Source organism: Micromonospora sp. NPDC005205, assembly GCF_040608275.1.
Lineage (GTDB): Bacteria > Actinomycetota > Actinomycetes > Mycobacteriales > Micromonosporaceae > Micromonospora.
In genome coordinates this window covers 209,867-225,099 of the sequence record NZ_JBEXHV010000004.1, presented here as the reverse complement: position 1 = coordinate 225,099, position 15,233 = coordinate 209,867, and the positions used below count along the sequence as shown (strand labels likewise).

General features: G+C 70.5%; 12 protein-coding genes and 1 pseudogene. 6 read left to right on the top strand and 7 right to left on the bottom strand.

Translation table 11 applies throughout. From position 1 onward, the window contains the following. Positions 1–98: 98 nt before the first annotated feature. From ABZU43_RS10750 to ABZU43_RS10735, 4 genes are all read left to right on the top strand, one after another. Complete coding sequence (locus tag ABZU43_RS10750) at positions 99–1,040, top strand: NBR1-Ig-like domain-containing protein (RefSeq protein WP_355006284.1); 942 nt, start codon at positions 99–101, stop codon at positions 1,038–1,040. A 196-nt stretch (positions 1,041–1,236) separates the two neighbouring features. Further along, complete coding sequence (locus tag ABZU43_RS10745) at positions 1,237–2,100, top strand: peptidoglycan-binding domain-containing protein (protein ID WP_355006283.1); 864 nt, start codon at positions 1,237–1,239, stop codon at positions 2,098–2,100. 33 nt (positions 2,101–2,133) lie between these two features. Continuing rightward, positions 2,134–3,018, top strand: a complete 885-nt coding sequence (locus tag ABZU43_RS10740; protein WP_355006282.1) for a peptidase inhibitor family I36 protein — start codon at positions 2,134–2,136, stop codon at positions 3,016–3,018. A gap of 6 nt (positions 3,019–3,024) precedes the next feature. Further along, positions 3,025–3,948: a SpoIID/LytB domain-containing protein gene (locus ABZU43_RS10735; protein WP_355006281.1), complete on the top strand. Its 924-nt coding sequence runs from the start codon at positions 3,025–3,027 to the stop codon at positions 3,946–3,948. A 72-nt stretch (positions 3,949–4,020) separates the two neighbouring features. Here the strand turns inward: ABZU43_RS10735 and ABZU43_RS10730 are convergent, their stop codons facing one another. From ABZU43_RS10730 to ABZU43_RS10720, 3 genes are read right to left on the bottom strand one after another with little or no spacing between them, the layout of a single operon-like run. After that, positions 4,021–6,894: an FAD-binding and (Fe-S)-binding domain-containing protein gene (locus tag ABZU43_RS10730; RefSeq protein ID WP_355006280.1), complete on the bottom strand. Its 2,874-nt coding sequence runs from the start codon at positions 6,892–6,894 to the stop codon at positions 4,021–4,023. Between the two features lie 25 nt (positions 6,895–6,919). After that, positions 6,920–8,104, bottom strand: a complete 1,185-nt coding sequence (locus ABZU43_RS10725; RefSeq protein WP_355006279.1) for an anhydro-N-acetylmuramic acid kinase — start codon at positions 8,102–8,104, stop codon at positions 6,920–6,922. 11 nt (positions 8,105–8,115) lie between these two features. Next, complete coding sequence (locus ABZU43_RS10720) at positions 8,116–9,675, bottom strand: sodium:solute symporter (RefSeq protein WP_355006278.1); 1,560 nt, start codon at positions 9,673–9,675, stop codon at positions 8,116–8,118. A gap of 253 nt (positions 9,676–9,928) precedes the next feature. On the opposite strand from ABZU43_RS10720, the gene murQ reads away from it, so the two are divergent. After that, positions 9,929–10,822 carry an N-acetylmuramic acid 6-phosphate etherase gene (gene murQ / locus ABZU43_RS10715; RefSeq protein WP_355006277.1) on the top strand — a complete coding sequence of 298 codons (894 nt, stop codon included), beginning with the start codon at positions 9,929–9,931 and terminating at the stop codon, positions 10,820–10,822. A gap of 471 nt (positions 10,823–11,293) precedes the next feature. Here the strand turns inward: murQ and ABZU43_RS10710 are convergent. The 4 genes and pseudogenes from ABZU43_RS10710 to ABZU43_RS10695 all read right to left on the bottom strand — a co-directional run. After that, a pseudogene (locus ABZU43_RS10710) lies at positions 11,294–11,602 on the bottom strand (ADP-ribosylation/crystallin J1); the annotation flags it as partial. A gap of 189 nt (positions 11,603–11,791) precedes the next feature. Continuing rightward, a complete protein-coding gene (locus tag ABZU43_RS10705; RefSeq protein WP_355006276.1) occupies positions 11,792–12,070 on the bottom strand; it encodes a hypothetical protein in 279 nt (92 codons plus the stop codon). 13 nt (positions 12,071–12,083) lie between these two features. After that, entirely contained in the window at positions 12,084–12,872 is a 789-nt protein-coding gene (locus ABZU43_RS10700) for a hypothetical protein (protein ID WP_355006275.1), read from the bottom strand. Between the two features lie 198 nt (positions 12,873–13,070). After that, positions 13,071–14,309 (bottom strand): MFS transporter, encoded by a 1,239-nt coding sequence (locus tag ABZU43_RS10695; RefSeq protein WP_355006274.1) that lies wholly within the window; start codon positions 14,307–14,309, stop codon positions 13,071–13,073. A gap of 184 nt (positions 14,310–14,493) precedes the next feature. Here ABZU43_RS10695 and ABZU43_RS10690 point away from each other — a divergent pair, with 184 nt between their 5' ends. Then, a complete protein-coding gene (locus ABZU43_RS10690; protein ID WP_355006273.1) occupies positions 14,494–15,207 on the top strand; it encodes an alpha/beta hydrolase in 714 nt (237 codons plus the stop codon). Positions 15,208–15,233: the final 26 nt, after the last annotated feature.

The window sequence follows — 15,233 nt, the reverse complement described above, 5'->3', positions numbered from 1 at the left end:
CTCGGTCGATGCACCACATTGATGGCGGCCTTGTCCGGATCGGTACCCTCTGGCACGCTCTGACAACGCCGGACGACGTCGTCTGACATGGGGGAGTGATGAAGGACCAGCGTGCCGCCACCCAGTCGCTTCAGGACAGACAGGCCGCCGAGAGGTTCGCCGAGCAGCTTCGGACCTTGCGGACCAGCGTGGGTGACCCGTCGTTCCGGAAGATGGCCGGGCGCTCGGGCCGGATCTCGCACACCACGCTGCACGAGGCCGCCGCCGGCACCAGGTTCCCCTCCTGGGAGACGGTCCGGGAGTTCGTCCGCGCCTGCGAGGCGGATGAGGCCCAGTGGCGGCGTCGCTGGGAGGACGCGCAGCGTCCCGCGTCCGTTCACGGCTCAGCGGACGGCGATACCGCCCCGGAGACGACCTGGCCCGTCGCGTCTGTCGTACCCGTGCCGTCGCCGGAGCGGCAGAACCCGCTGCGGGGCACCGACTATCCGCCGACCGACCAGGACGCCGCGAGGGGACGGCGGCACCGCCTGCCGTGGCTCGCCGCCGCCGCTGTGGTCCTGGTGATGGCGATGGTCGTCGTGTTGGGCGTCGTCGTCCGCGGCCGGTCGTCCCGGGACACCCCCGGCACCGTGACGGCGTCGTCCACACCGACCGTGTCGCCGTCGGCGTTCTCGGACTCGCTGATCCCCGGCGACTCGAGCAAGTTCGTCGCCGACGTCACCATTCCCGACGGCACCCGGGTGCGGGTGAACTCCCAGTTCGTCAAGGTGTGGGCGCTCAAGAACGTGGGGAAGGTGGCCTGGCACAACCGTTTCCTGGCGCGGACCAACCCGACCGCCGATGCCGACGGTTGCCAGGTGCCGGATCGGGTGGCGATCGGTGACACACCACCTGACGAGCAGGTGATGATCAGTGTCGAGGTCACCGCGCCCAGCCGCCCCGGAAAGTGCTGGGTGAGCTGGAAGATGGTCGACGAGAACGGACAGGAGTACTTTCCCACCCGCCGGCCGGTGTACTTCATGGTCACCGTCACCACCTGAACGCGCTCTCGGCCGCTGCCGGAGTGCGATCGCCCGATGTCAGCCCGGACGCCACCGAATCTGACAACACCACATCCATCGAGGTCGGCGAGGGCCTGACGGATCTGACAGCACAACAGGGGTACCGAACAGCAGGCCGCTTCTCGCATGGTGATGTCCGTTCCGAACGACTCACCAATTGCGAGGAGGATCGACAGTGCGCCGTCCCTGGTTGTCCGTCGGGCTCGCCGCGCTCTGCGTGGCCGTCGGCGTCCCGGCCCACGCCGGAGCCGCAACATCCGGCGCCACAGCGCAGCAGCCCGTCACCACGGCCGCGCGGCCGGTCGTGGACATGGAGGCCACCGTCCTGGCGGCCCAGATCGACCCCCGCCGTGCCGACAACACACTGACCCCGGGCGCGAAGAACTCCGTGCTCGCCGTCGAGCAGGCACTCCAGGCGCGGGGCCTGCTGAACGCACAGTGGGTCGACGGCTACTTCGGGACCGTCACCGTCTCGGCGTACGCGGCGTACCAACGCTCACTCGGCTACACCGGGCTGGCCGCCAACGGGCTACCCGGCACGACGTCGCTGACGAAGCTCGGGCTGAACCGTTACACAGTCGGCAACACGATCGGCCCGGGCGCGAAGGTCCCGCGTGACGGCTACGTCGTCAACGCCCGCACCCAGGCCATGCTGGCCGAGGCGCAGCGTCTGCTCGGCTACTCGCTGGTGCTCGAGCAGGGCTCCTACAACCCCGGGGGCGACAGCACCTCGGCCGGTACGCACGACGGCGGGGGTGTGGTGGACATCGCGGTCACCGGCATGACCGCGGCCAGGCGCACCGCCGTCGCCAGGGCCCTGCGTCAGGTCGGCTTCGCCGCCTGGGTCCGTAGCCCGAGTCAGGGCGACTGGCCGTGGCACATCCACGCCACCGCGATCAGCGACACGGACCTGTCCAGCCAGGCACAGCACCAGGTCGGCGACTACTACCTGGGCATGAACGGCCTTGCCAACCAGGGACCGGACGACGGCCCCCGGGTCCCGATCACGACCTGGGAGCAGTACCAGCGCGGGCAGTGACCCGCACCCTCTCACCGTTCCGGAAAGGACACCATGAACATCCGTAAGAGCCTCGCCGCCGTCGGCGTCGCGCTGGCCGCGACCACCTCGATCCTCAGCGTCGCATCGCCCGCGTCGGCGGCGGCCCGAGACGGGGTCTGCGACAGTGGCGAGTTCTGCTACTACTACAACAGCGACAACGCGGGATCGATCTCTGACTTCACCGGGTCGCTCGACGACTACGGCACCGAGCAGCCGTCGTGCTACGACTTCAAGGGCGCTGGCGCCGGAAAGGGGCTGTGCATCAAGAACGAGGCCGCCTCGGTCTGGAACCGCAGCACCAAGACCGTGCGCGTCTACTACAACAGCGGCTACGCCGGTTCCTACCAGGACTTCGCGGCCGGCGCGAAGGGAAACCTCAACGCCACGCTGAAGAACAACAACGCCTCGCACCAGTTCTCGCCGTCGGCGCGCACGAACCTGTCGTACGGCCTCTACCAGGCCAGCGGCGGCACTGTCACGTGCGGCTTCGACGGATACACCACCACGCCCGGGCGGCACGAGGGCATCGACATCGCCCGCAGCGTCGGCTCGGACGTGCGGGCCCTGGTCTCCGGAACGGTCATCTACGTCGCGCGGGGCAACACCGGCAGCGGCGGCCTGTCCACGATCTCCGTCTACAACTCCTCGCTCAACAAGACGGTGATCTACCTGCACACCGCGCCGAAGTCCGGGGTGAGCGTGGGCGACGCCATCAGCAAGGGCGAGATCATCGCCGATGAGTCGTGGCACGGGGTGTCGTCGAGCTCGGGCGCGCACACCCACGTCGAGGTCCGGGCCGGCCGGCAGACCCACGCGGCCGTCAGCGTCGGCGACCCCACCCTGGACAACGCCGACCCGACCTCGTTCTGGAACTCCCAGGGCTACAACGAGAAGTAGGACGCGATGAATTTCCGCAAGGGCCTCGCCGTCGTCGGTGCCGTCCTCGCCATGTCCACCTCCATCCTGAGTGTCGCGTCGCCGGCAGCGGCGGCCACACGGGACGGAACCTGCGACAGCGGTGAGTTCTGCTACTACTACAACAGCAACCAGGCCGGCTCGGTCTCCGACTTCACCGACTCACTGGACGACTACGGCACGACCCAGCCGACCTGCTACGACTTCAAGGGTTCAGGCAGCGGCAAGGGCCTGTGCGTGAAGAACAACGCCGCGTCGGTGTGGAACCGCACCGGCAAGACCGTGCGGGTCTGGTTCAACAGCAACTTCGCCGGTGCGAGCCAGGACTTCACGTCCGGCACGAAGGGCAACCTCAACGCCACGCTGAAGAACAACAACGCCTCGCACGAGTTGCTGAGCGGGCCGACGGGCTGTAGCACCGACGGCACCAACAGCAAGCTGCCGAGCACCATCCTCGTCTACCGGGTCGGTCTCGGCCGGGTCGACCGGGTCGACTTCAAGACGTACGTCAAGAACGTCCTCCCGAACGAGTGGGTGACGAGTTGGCCGTCCGCCTCGCTGGACGCCGGTGCGATGGCCGTCAAGAGCTACGGCTGGTACTGGGCGCTGCACTCGACCCGGAAGACGTCCGGCGGGCAGTGCTACGACGTTCGTGACGACACCGGTGACCAGGTCTACCGGCCGTCGTCGGCACAGACGTCGACGTCCGCCGCGGTGGACCGGACCTGGTCGGCCCGGATGACCCGGAGCGGCAACATCCTGCGGGCGCACTACTGTGCGACGACGACCGCATGCGGTGGCTGGGTGGACGGGGACTGGCTGTCGCAGTACGGCTCGCGTGACCTCGCCAACGAGGGCAAGAGCTACCAGGCGATCCTGCGCTACTACTACCGCGACATCGCCCTCTCCTGAGGGTTCCACGCACCGAACGCGCCGCCCGCCGCAGATCCGTGGCGGGCGGCGCGCTCATGGGCACGGCGCCGGTTACGCCAGCGGCTCGATCGCCTCGACGAGCACCTCGAGCACATGCCGGTACGGCTGGCCGGTGGCCCGGCTCATGCCCATCTCGCAGGTGCGGTTGCAGGATGCGTACGCGTCGTGGTCGCGCTCATTGATCTCGGCGGCCTGCGCCGCCGTGGCCCCGGCCGTGACTTCGGGGTGCAGCAGCCCCCGGTCACCGGCGAAGGCGCAGCACCCCCAACTGTCCGGCACGGAGACGGTGTCGGCGACCGCCCCGGCCACGGCGCGCAGGTCGTCGATGCCGCCCAGGTGCACAGTGGAGCACGTGGGGTGCAGCGCCAGCGAGCCCAGTCGCCGGGGCTGCGGCAGCGCCGGCAGGAGGTGTTCGGCGGTGAAGGTCACGCTGTCGACGAAGCGCAGCGCGCCGTAGCGTGCCTGATCCTCCTCGGCCAGCGCGGCCGTCAGCTGCGTCAACCCGTGCGTGCACGATGACGCGTCGCACACGACAGGCAGGCGACCCTCGTCACTGGCCGTCCAGAGCGCTTCCAGGGTCCGCTGCGCCATCTCGCGGTGGCCGGCGGGGTAACCCTTGGACTGCCACGGGGTTCCGCAGCACAGCCCCGCCGTGCCGGTCGGTACGACGAGCGGCACCCCCGCCAGTTCGCAGAGGCGCAGAAACGCCGCCGCCGAACCGCCAGACGAGCCGTCCTCGGGAGCGAAGAGACTGCCGACGCAGGCCGCGAAGAACACCGCCTGGGCGTCCGGCGCGCTGCGCGGGGTGGGGCGGGGCGCGCCGGCACGCGGCATGTCGTCGGTCCACAGTGGCACCAGCTCGGCCGCGCCGAGCCCACGGATCATCCCGGTGGCGGCGCGGGTGACCGGTGTCGGCACTGCGTGCGCGGCGGTCAGCCCCACCCGGACGCCCGTCACGGCGGCCTGCCAGTGCTTCGCGGCGGTGCGGGCGGTGCGCTGGGCGCGAGGGCTGTGCCGCTCGGCGCGCAGCCGTTTCATCGCCGCCCCGGTGTCGATGCCGACCGGGCAGGCGGTGACGCAGAGGCTGTCCGCGGCGCAGCTGTCCACTGCGGCGTACTCGTAGTCGGCGGTCAGCTCCCGGCGGCGCTCCTCGTCGCCGGCGGCGGCGGCGAGGGCGATCTGCCGTTGCAGGACGATGCGCTGCCGGGGTGTGGTGGTGACGTCGGCGGTGGGGCAGACCGGCTCGCAGTAGCCACACTCGACGCAGGCGTCCAGCTCGGGGTCGACCATCGGGACGGCCTTGAGCTGCCGTAGGTGCACGGTCGGGTCGCCGTTGAGCAGCACACCGGGGTTGAGTAGGCCGCTCGGGTCGCACAACCGCTTGAGTTCACGCATCACGTCGTACAGTTCGTCGCCGTACTGCCGGCGGACGAAGGGCGCCATGGCCCGACCGGTGCCGTGCTCCGCCTTGAGTGTCCCGCCCTCGGCGAGCACCAGGTCGACCATGTCGTCGGTGAACCGGGCGTAGCGCTCGATCTCGGCGGGGGTGTCGAAGGACTGGGTCAGCATGAAGTGCAGGTTGCCGTCCCGGGCGTGTCCGAAGATCACCGCATCCGGGTAGCCGTGCCTGTCGAACAGGCGGATCAGCCCGTCGCAGGTGCCGGTCAGGCGTGGCATCGGCACCGCGACGTCCTCCAGCAGGGCCGTGGTGCCGGGCGGGCGGGCCCCGGCGACGGCGGTGTAGAGGCCCTTACGCAGGTGCCAGAGGTTGGCCCGTTCGCGTGGGTCGCGGGTCAGCTCGGTGCCGGTGACGGCCGGCAGCCGGTCGAGTACGGGCCGGGCGTCAGCCAACGTCGCGGCCAACTGCTCCGCGCTGTCCTCGGCGAACTCCACCAGCAGCGCGGCGTGCCCGGTGACCGTCAGCCCGCGCAGGGCCGTGCTGGCACCCGGGTCGCGCTGGCTGACCCGCAGCGCGGCCGCGTCGAGCAGCTCGGCGGTACGGGCGCCGGCGGCGAGCAGCGCCGGCAGCGCGTCGGTGGCGTCGGTGAGACCGGGCAGGATCAGCAGGCCGGTGGCGGCGTGGCCGTGGATCTCGACGGTACGGAAGACGGCCTCGGCCACGAAGCCGAGCGTGCCCTCGCTGCCGATCATCAGGTGGGCGAGCATCTCGACCGGGGTGCTGTGGTCGAGCAGGGAGTTCAGCCCGTACCCCATGGTGTTCTTCATGGCGAACAGCCGCTCGATGGTGGCGCGCGACCCCGGCGTCGAGCGCACCCGGTCGCGCAGGCGCAGTAGCCCGGCGTGCAGCTCGGGCTCGTCGGCCCGCAGCCGGTCGTCGGCGTCGCGGGCGCCGGAGTCGACGACGGTGCCGGACGGGAGCACGAAGCGCAGCGACTCCATGGTGCGGTACGCGTTGTCGGTGGTGCCGCAGGTCATCCCGCTGGAATTGTTGGCGACCATGCCGCCCACAGTGCAGGCGGCCTCGCTGGCCGGGTCCGGGCCGAGTCGGCGTCGGTAGCGGGCCAACCGGGCGTTGGCCTGCCGGATCGTCAGGCCCGGCTGGAGCCGGATGCGGCGGCCGTCGTCGAGGACCTCGGCGTGACGCCAGTCGGTGCGGACGTCGACCAGCACGCCCGCGCCGCCGGCCTGCCCGGCCAGGCTGGTGCCGCCGCCGCGCAGGGTCAGCGGCACGCCGGCCTCGCGGGCGCCGGCCATCAGCGCCCCCACCTCGGCGGCCGAGGAGGCGCGGACCACGGCCTGCGGCTCGAACAGGTACGGCGAGGCGTCGTGTGCCGCCGCCAGCCTCCGGGGCAGCTCGGCGCTGGCCCGGTTCGGATCGTCGAGACGCGAGCGCAGCAGGTCGGCGACCTCGCGGGCGCGAGCGCCGGCAGCGCTCGGCGGCGGCACGGGTACGACGGTGCTCATGGGCGGATCCTCCGAGAAGGGATGGTCAGTCGGCCACCGGAGACGCGACGACAAGCAACCGGGCGGGGGCGGTGCTGGCCGGAGCCGGCAGCCGCAGCGGCTGCCGGCCAGGGGTGATGCTGCCGAGCACCGAGGCGTGCCGCGCGCCGGTGCCCGAGGGCAGGGCGCCGGGCAGCCCGTGCACGGTCAGGTAGCCCAGCAGCGCGAAGGCCAGCGCCTCCTTGGCGTCCGACGCGATGCCCAGGTCGTCGCTGGAGGACAGCTGGACGCCGGGCAGCTCGTCGGCGAGCATGCGCATCAGGGTCGGGTTGTGTGCGCCGCCGCCGGAGACGACGAGCCGGGTGACGCCGTGGTCGCGGCAGGCGCCGGCCACAGTGACCGCCGTCAGCCGGGTGAGCGTGGCCAGCACGTCCTGCGGGTCCGGTGTGGGCGCGTCGGCGAGGGCGGCGAGCAGGTAGGGCAGATGGAACAGCTCTTTCCCGGTGCTCTTCGGGCCGGGCAGCCGGTAGTACGGCTCGTCGAGCAGCCGCCGCAGCAGGTCGGGGTTCACCTGCCCGGCGGCCGCCCCGCGCCCGTCCCGGTCGTACTCCTCGGTGCCACCGCTGAAGTGGCGGGCGGCGGCGTCGAGGAGCGCGTTGGCCGGGCCGGTGTCGAACGCGAGCGGGTCCGCGTCCGGCGCGACGACTGTGATGTTGGCGATGCCGCCCAGGTTCAGCGCGGCCGGGACACCGGGCAGGCCACCCAGCAGCAGTGCGTCGAAGAGGGCGACCAGGGGAGCGCCCTGACCGCCGGCGGCGACGTCGCGACTGCGCAGGTCGGACACGACCGGAAGGCCGGTGGCCTCCGCGATCCAGGCGGGCTGGCCCAGTTGGAGCGTGCCCCGAACCGTGCCAGCCTCGACCCAGTGGTGCATGGTCTGCCCGTGCGAGACGACCAGGTCGGCTTTGCCGTCGCACAGCTGGGCGAGGGCCCGCACGCCGGCCTCGGCGAAGGACTGGCCGATGCCGGTGTCCAGCACGCAGATCGCCTCGGTGGTGGTCGGCGCCGGCGGCAGGGCGGCGGCGATCTGCGTGCGCAGCTCGTCGGAGTACGGATGGCTGAGCCGCCCCAGCGGTCGCATCCGCACTGTGTCGCCGCTGAGGTCGAACTCGGCGGCGGCGGCTTCGATGCCGTCGTAGGAGGTTCCGGACATCAGGCCGATCACGCGCATCAGATCCTCCTTCAGGCCCGGCCGGCGGCTGCCGCCGCGTCGTCGACCTCGTCGGTGCGTCCATGGTCGTACGGCGTCTCCGGTGCCGGGTGGAACCGGCTGGATACCGCGCCGACGACCAGGGTGATCAGGACGCCGATCGGGACCAGCCACTGCGCGGCGATGGCGGTGGCGGTGGTGGTCCCGGCCGTCGTCACGTCGATCTTGACGTACCGGACGATGTAGGTCATCACCGCCACGGTGACGAGGAAGGCGATCACCGCGTCGACCTGGTTGGCCCGCTTGACGAGACGGCCGAGCAGGAAGGCACCGAGCAGCGCCCCGTAGGTGTAGCCGGCGATGGTCAGACCGGTCAGGTAGACGTTTCCGGTGCTGGAGCTGAACGCGCAGGCGAAGATCGCCATCAGCACCGCCCAGACCAGGGTCATCACCCGGGCGAGCCGGAGCATCGCGTCGTCGGACGGGACCGTGCGGAAGAAGCTGTGGATGAAGTCGGCGACCGTGGAGTTCGACATCGAGTTCAACGCCGAGGACAGCGAACCCATCGCGGCGCCGAGGATGCCGGCCACCAGCAGACCCGAGATGCCCACCGGCAGGGCGTGCAGGATGAAGCTCGGGTAGAGGTTGTCGCTGCTGGCCAGGCCGAGCTCCTTGAAGGTCTGACCCTTGTTGTACGACCACAGCAGCGCCCCGACCAGGGAGAACGCCGCGAACTGGATCACCACGAAGATGCCCGAGGAGATCATCGCCTTCTGTCCCTCACGCAGTGTGCGGGTGGACAGGATGCGCTGCACGATCAGCTGGTCCGAGCCGTGGCTGGCCATCGCGAAGATCGCGCCACCGATGATGGCGGTCGGCAGGGCGAACGGGCTGGTGAGCACGTGCGCGAGGTTGAAGTTGGTGTCGAAGAGCTGGAACTTGCCGGCGTCCAGCGCCTGCGAGTAGCCGTCGAAGCCGACGGCGTGGCTGAGCACCGCGATGGCCAGGATCGCCCCGCCCAGGTACAGCCCCATCTGGATGGCGTCGGTCCAGATGACCGCCTTGATGCCACCGAGGTAGGTGTAGACCACAGTGATGAGCGTCAGGACGATGATGATGGCCTGGTAGCCGACATTCAGCCCGAACTCGTCGAGAAGAAGCTTGATGGGGATGGCCGAGGCGAACAGCCGTACACCCTCGGCGAGCAGGCGGGTGAAGACGAAGGTCACCGACGCCAGCCCTTGAAGTTTCAGGCCAAACCGCTCACCGAGGTACTGGTAGGCGCTGACGAACCCACCCCGCTTGTAGAGCGGGATGAGCACCGCGGCCACCACGACCCGACCGATGACGTAACCCAGGGCCAGCTCGACGTTGCCGAAGCCCTGACCGCTGTAGGCGCCGCCGGGAACACTGATCACGGTCAGAACGCTGGTCTCGGTGGCCACCACCGAGAACGAGACGGTCCACCAGGGCAGCCGACCCTCGCCCACGAAGTAGTCCTTGGCGGACTTCTGTTTACCGGACAGGCGTAGTCCGACGAAGGCGATCACCACGAGGTACAGCACGATCACGACGAGGTCGAGTTGACGCACGGCTCGCTCCCAACCAGCGGTTGTCAATAAGTGACGTTGAGCCAGCCTAACTCGAAACTTTTTGCCACCGCCGGTCCGGGCTGGTTACGCTGTGGTTTCAGCCTGCTGATACGGGGACTGTTCGCAGCTGCGCCCTCGGCCTGGCCGCGGCGGCGGGTCGCGAGACGCGCTCGACGACGAGCCGCCACCGGGCGACCGGAGACCTCTCCCCGCCGGCCGGCGACTGCACACCAGCGAGAGGAACGAGCACCCCGTGGACCTCAGCACCCTCGGTACCGAGACCCGTAACGACAAGACCGGCGACCTCGACCGGATGTCTCCCACCGAGTTGCTTCTCGCGATGAACGACGAGGACCAGACCGTCGCCGCCGCCGTCCGCCGAGCCGTGCCGGACATCGCCGCCGCCGTCGACGTCATCGTGGCCTCGCTCCGTCAGGGCGGACGGCTGATCTACCTCGGCGCGGGCACCAGCGGCCGGATCGGCATGCTCGACGCCGTCGAGATCCCACCCACCTTCGGTACGACGCCCGAGCGGGTCGTCGGTCTGCTCGCCGGCGGGGCACGAGCCTTCGGTGTCGCCGTCGAGGGCGCTGAGGACGACCCGACCCGCGCCGTCTCCGACCTCGACGCCGTTGGCCTGACCGCCCGCGACACTGTGGTCGGGCTCGCTGCCAGCGGCCGTACCCCGTACGTGGTCGGTGGGTTGGATCATGCCCGCGCGCTTGGCGCGGCGACCGTCTCGGTGGCCTGCAACACCGACGCGGTGACCAGCCGCCACGCCGACGTCGCCATCGAGGTGCCCACCGGCCCCGAGGTGCTGACCGGCTCCACCCGGCTCAAGGCCGGCACCGCCGAGAAGCTGGTCTGCAACATGCTCTCGACGGCCACGATGGCCCGGCTCGGCAAGGTCTACGGGAATCTGATGGTGGACATGAACGCCACCAACGAGAAGCTCGTCGACCGGGCGCGTCGGATCGTCGCCAACGCCGCCGAGACCGATCTCGACACGGCCGCGAGGGCGCTCGCAGCGGCGCACGGACACGCCAAGACGGCCATCGTGCTGCTGCTGGCGAACTGCACCGCCGAAGAGGCCGCCGCTCGGCTGCGCGCCGCCGACGACGACGTACGGGCGGCCGTCGCGGCCTGATCCTCGGGTTCGCGGTGAGACCCTGATCCGGTCAGGTGCTCGTCACCCGGTCGGACGTCAGGTCTCCAGGTCGAACGCGAACGTGCCCGCCTCGATGCGGTCGATGAGCTGACGGACATCGTCGGCCAGCTGGACGGCGTCCTCCCAACCGCCGCTGGTGATGTCGACCAGCAGCACCGGGGCGGGGTCACTGCGCAGGTCGAGGACGAGCTGTTCTCGGGAGCCGTCACCGCCGATGATGGCGATGCCAGGATGCGCGACGGTGGCCTCGTCCCACGCCTCATGCAGCTCCAGCATCTCGCGGGGGGAGTTGAGCCACACGTAGGCGTCGGTGGTCATCCAGCCGCGCCGGAACCGCGACTCACCCTGCAGGTAGGTGCGCCAGGCGTCCGGCAGCGCCCGGCCCAGGGTCCTCTCCGCGTCGGCGAACTCCTCGTCGTCAACCGGGCCCCGGTACTCGGCCTCCGCGATGATCGCGCCGACGATGTGGGCGTTGAGGTCGTCGAGCTTCTCGGCGGGAATCCAGTACTCCAGCACGTCGCGGCCACCGGCCTGCTGGACCTCGTAGTGGTCGAGGTGCGACCGTTGCACGTCGAACCGGGTGACGTAACCGACGCCGTTGGCGGGGACGTTCCACTCGCGGGCGATCTTCGTGGCATACCAGCGGTTGAGCACCGGGTAGAAGATCGGCTGGTCCGGCAGTCGTGGAGGCCAGGCCCGCCAGCCGGCCGCCGCCACGAGGTCGAGTTCGGCCTGCCCGGTGGGCCGCCACAGAGTGATCGCGTCGGAGTTGCCGATGGGTCTGCTCCCTACCGGTTGCGGTGTTGGCGCCAGGACGCCGTCGCCCGACATTCTGACCGAACCGTGCGACGAATTCGGACCTGGCCGGCGCCTTCGTCTTTCCCGGCCACGCGATCTCGTCAGGTCGACGAAGCGCCCCGTCCGCAGCGGACGGGGCGCTTCGTGGTGTCAGTTGAGCGGTGAATCCGGAACCGTTCGGTCCTCGTCGACGTCGGGCGCGCTGGCCAGCTCGATCCGGGGGGACCGGTCCGGCGGGAGGTGGGCGAAGTCGGCGATGACGACGACATCCACCTCTCCGTCGATCATCGACTGCTCGATGGTCTCCCAGGGGGCCCGCATGACTCCTGCGAATCGGTAGGAGTTTCGGCGGAGGTGGCTGAGACACCTCGCGACGACGGGCTCCGACGGCTCGATGTCGGCGGGGATCCAGATAACGGCGATTTCCATGAACCTCTCCTGATCAACGTCGTGGACGCGAGTGGGTGATCAGGAGTTGTCGGGGCGGGGGAGGGCCCCGCTCGACGGGTCGGCTGGTAGCGCGCATGTCGACGGCGGTGACGGTGAGCCCTGCGCGCAGAGGCGAGGTGTGCGGCGGAGCTTCGGCCGTTGAGGTGGGTGGATCGGCGCCGCCGGCACCGACGCCGGTCGGTGCGGACGCGAGCGCCAGTACGAACGCCGGTGGCCCCGGTGCGGGCCGGGCGGGCGGGTTGGGCCGCTGTCCGGTGACAGCGGCCACCGTCTTCCTCGCCTGCCTCGACGCCTCGCCGTCGGACGTGCCGTCCGCGCCGCCCCGGGACACCGTCGCCGGCACGCGCGTCTGCGGTTTCTGCGGTGTCGGCGGTGGCTGCGAGTCGGCCCGTGCCTCCGGGGACTCCGAGGTGGAGGGTGCCGGTGTGGCCTTGGGCGACGACGAGGGGGTCCCAGCCGGCCGACTCGGCCGGGCGGTGGAGGGCTTGGCTGACGGCGTCGGCACCGTGACTGGAACCGCCGACGGCAGGGGCAGCGGGTCCGTCGACGGTAGAGGCACGGGCACGGAAGCGACAGCGGTCGGCAGGGGCAGGGGGACGGTCAGATCCACCTCGACCACGTCGGCCACCGAAACCTTGATGGCCTCCGGCGAGGTGGCGACCTCCACCAGTGGGAGCCGCGACGGCGACGGGGTGTCGGCGTGGGCGGGGTCGGCACCCAGAGCCGCGCCGAGCGCCACCGCGCCGAGCGCCACCGGGGGGAGGCTGTGCCTCAGCCGCATCAGCCGCAGACTGCCGTCAGTGGGATCGCCAGTCCTACCTGGCCCGGGTCACCGGTTCGGTGCTGCTGGCCGTGCGGATGCCCCGCGCACCCTGCCGTTCCCTCCATGGGCGGGTTCTTGCCCCAGGGGACTGAGGGCTACACCTCCTGTCGATATCCGGTGAGCGTTGTGGGCAGATCGGGAGCGCATCCGGCTGGTTCACACCCGTGCCTCGGCGGGTGTCGGCGTGGCGTCGAGCGGCAGGTCACGCATCCGGCGGATCGGCGTCGACAGGTAGATGATCGGGGACAGCACGGTGAGCGCCCCGAAGATCAGCAGGGTGGTACGGGCGCCGAGTGGCCCGGCCAGGATGCCGGCGAGCAGGCCGCCGACCGGGATGGCACCCCAGGAGACGAACTTGACCGTGGCGATCACCCGGGACAGCAGTTCCGGTGGGCTGGCGATCATCCGGTAGGTGCGGGTGGTCACGCTGAGCACCACGTTGGAACTCGCGAAGATGAGGTTTCCGACGGCGAAGGCCAGGAACGCGGCGGTGCCGGTGCCCAGCGGGATGATGAGCGCGCCGGCCACACCGACGAAGGCCGCGATGATGAGGCCGCGGGCGGTGCCGAAACGGTTGGTGAACCGGGTCGTCAACGCCGCGCCGATGAGCGCGCCGAGGCCGTCGGCGGCGATCAACAGCCCGACCATGAGTGGCGGTGCGTGCAGCTCACGCACCAGGTAGAACGGGAACAGGGCGAGCATGCCACCGTTGACGAAGTTCGTCGCGGTGGCGTCCCACATGGCCGGTCTGATGATCGGGTGCCGGATCACGAAGTGCCAGCCCTCGCGGATCATCGTGGTCATCGGCGGCCGCTCGGCCGGTCGCTGCACCCGCCGGGCGGGCAGGGTGCGCAGCAGCGTGGCGGAGAGCAGGTAGCTGACGGCGTCCACGAACAGCGTCGGCACGGCGCCCAGCAACTGCACCGCGAGACCGCCCAGGGACGGCCCGCCCAGCGAGGTGGCCGCGTGCGTGCCGGAGGTGAGGCTGTTGCGAGCCTGCAACTGCGCGGCCGGCACGATCTCCGGCAGGAAGGTCTGGTTCGCCACGTCGAACAGCACGTTGGCGAAGCTCACCACCAGGGCGACAGCGATCAGCTGGGCCACCGTCAGCATGTCGAACCACCAGGCCAGCGGGACCGACGCGATGGCGAGGGCCCGGACCAGATCCAGGGCGACCTGCATGCCGCGCAGCGGCAGACGCTGCACGATCACGCCCGCCGGCAGGCTGATCAGGAGGTACGCCAGATAGCCCGCCGCCGTGATCAGACCCATCTCGAAGGCCGACGCGTGGAGCACGGTCAACGCGGTCAGCGGTAGGGCCAGCGCGCCGACCGCCGAGCCGAGTTGACTGGTCGTGCCGGCTACCCACCACCGCCAGAATGCAGTAAGTCTCATAATGGAACTCACTATAGGGTCCGGCGCGCGGGCAGGCGACCCCGTGTTTCCGGGTGGTCATTGGCGGGCGGTAGGGGTCATCGGCGAGCCGGTCGAACCCGACGTTTCACACTCGCGTGACGGGTATCCAGGCGTACCAGTGCGACCTGCGGTAACAGCTTCACGGAGTGAGGGGGCACCTGTCATGCCTGATCCACAGCCCACGCTCGTGCTCGTGCACGGCGCATTCGCCGAGTCGGCGAGCTGGAACGGTGTGCTCGAGCGGCTGGGAGCCGGGTACGACTCGGTGGCCGTCGCGAACCCGCTGCGCAGCGTGGCGGGCGACGCCGCGTACGTGCAGGATGTCGTGCGGGGGATCGGCGGTCCGGTCGTCCTCGTCGGCCACTCGTACGGCGGCATGGTGATCACGCAGGCGGCAGCCGGCGACACCTCGGTGCGGGCTCTCGTGTACGTCAATGCCTTCGCCCCGGACACCGGTGAGTCGGCGTTGGCGCTGTCCTCGAAGTTTCCCGGCAGCACTCTCGCCGACACGCTGGTGCAGTACCCGGTGTCGACCGGTGGGAACGAGGTGGCGATCGGCCAGGAGCAGTACCACGCCCAGTTCTGCGCGGACGCGTCGGACGACATGGCCGCGCTGATGGCCCGGACCCAGCGGCCGATCACCGAACAGGGTCTGGGCGACAAGCTCACCGGCGACCCCGCCTGGCGATCGTTGCCCAGTTGGTTCGTGTTCGGTGACGCTGACAAGAACATCCCCGCCGAGGCGCACCGGTTCATGGCGGAGCGGGCCAACCCCCGGGGGCAGCGCGAGGTCGTCGGCGGGTCGCACGCGATGGCGGTGGCCCGGCCGAGCGAGGTCGCCGAGACGATCATCGAGGCGGTTCGGGGCGTGAGCTGACGGTTCGGACGGACAGCCGGTGGTGG

What these genes read in the sequence shown, in the direction of transcription:
- ABZU43_RS10750 (WP_355006284.1), top strand. Translation starts at nt 99, where the DNA reads ATGAAGGACCAGCGTGCCGCCACCCAGTCGCTTCAGGACAGACAGGCC.
- ABZU43_RS10740 (WP_355006282.1), top strand. Translation starts at nt 2,134, where the DNA reads ATGAACATCCGTAAGAGCCTCGCCGCCGTCGGCGTCGCGCTGGCCGCG.
- ABZU43_RS10735 (WP_355006281.1), top strand. Translation starts at nt 3,025, where the DNA reads ATGAATTTCCGCAAGGGCCTCGCCGTCGTCGGTGCCGTCCTCGCCATG.
- ABZU43_RS10730 (WP_355006280.1), bottom strand. Translation starts at nt 6,894, where the DNA reads ATGAGCACCGTCGTACCCGTGCCGCCGCCGAGCGCTGCCGGCGCTCGC.
- ABZU43_RS10725 (WP_355006279.1), bottom strand. Translation starts at nt 8,104, where the DNA reads ATGCGCGTGATCGGCCTGATGTCCGGAACCTCCTACGACGGCATCGAA.
- ABZU43_RS10705 (WP_355006276.1), bottom strand. Translation starts at nt 12,070, where the DNA reads ATGGAAATCGCCGTTATCTGGATCCCCGCCGACATCGAGCCGTCGGAG.
- ABZU43_RS10700 (WP_355006275.1), bottom strand. Translation starts at nt 12,872, where the DNA reads ATGCGGCTGAGGCACAGCCTCCCCCCGGTGGCGCTCGGCGCGGTGGCG.
- ABZU43_RS10695 (WP_355006274.1), bottom strand. Translation starts at nt 14,309, where the DNA reads ATGAGACTTACTGCATTCTGGCGGTGGTGGGTAGCCGGCACGACCAGT.
- ABZU43_RS10690 (WP_355006273.1), top strand. Translation starts at nt 14,494, where the DNA reads ATGCCTGATCCACAGCCCACGCTCGTGCTCGTGCACGGCGCATTCGCC.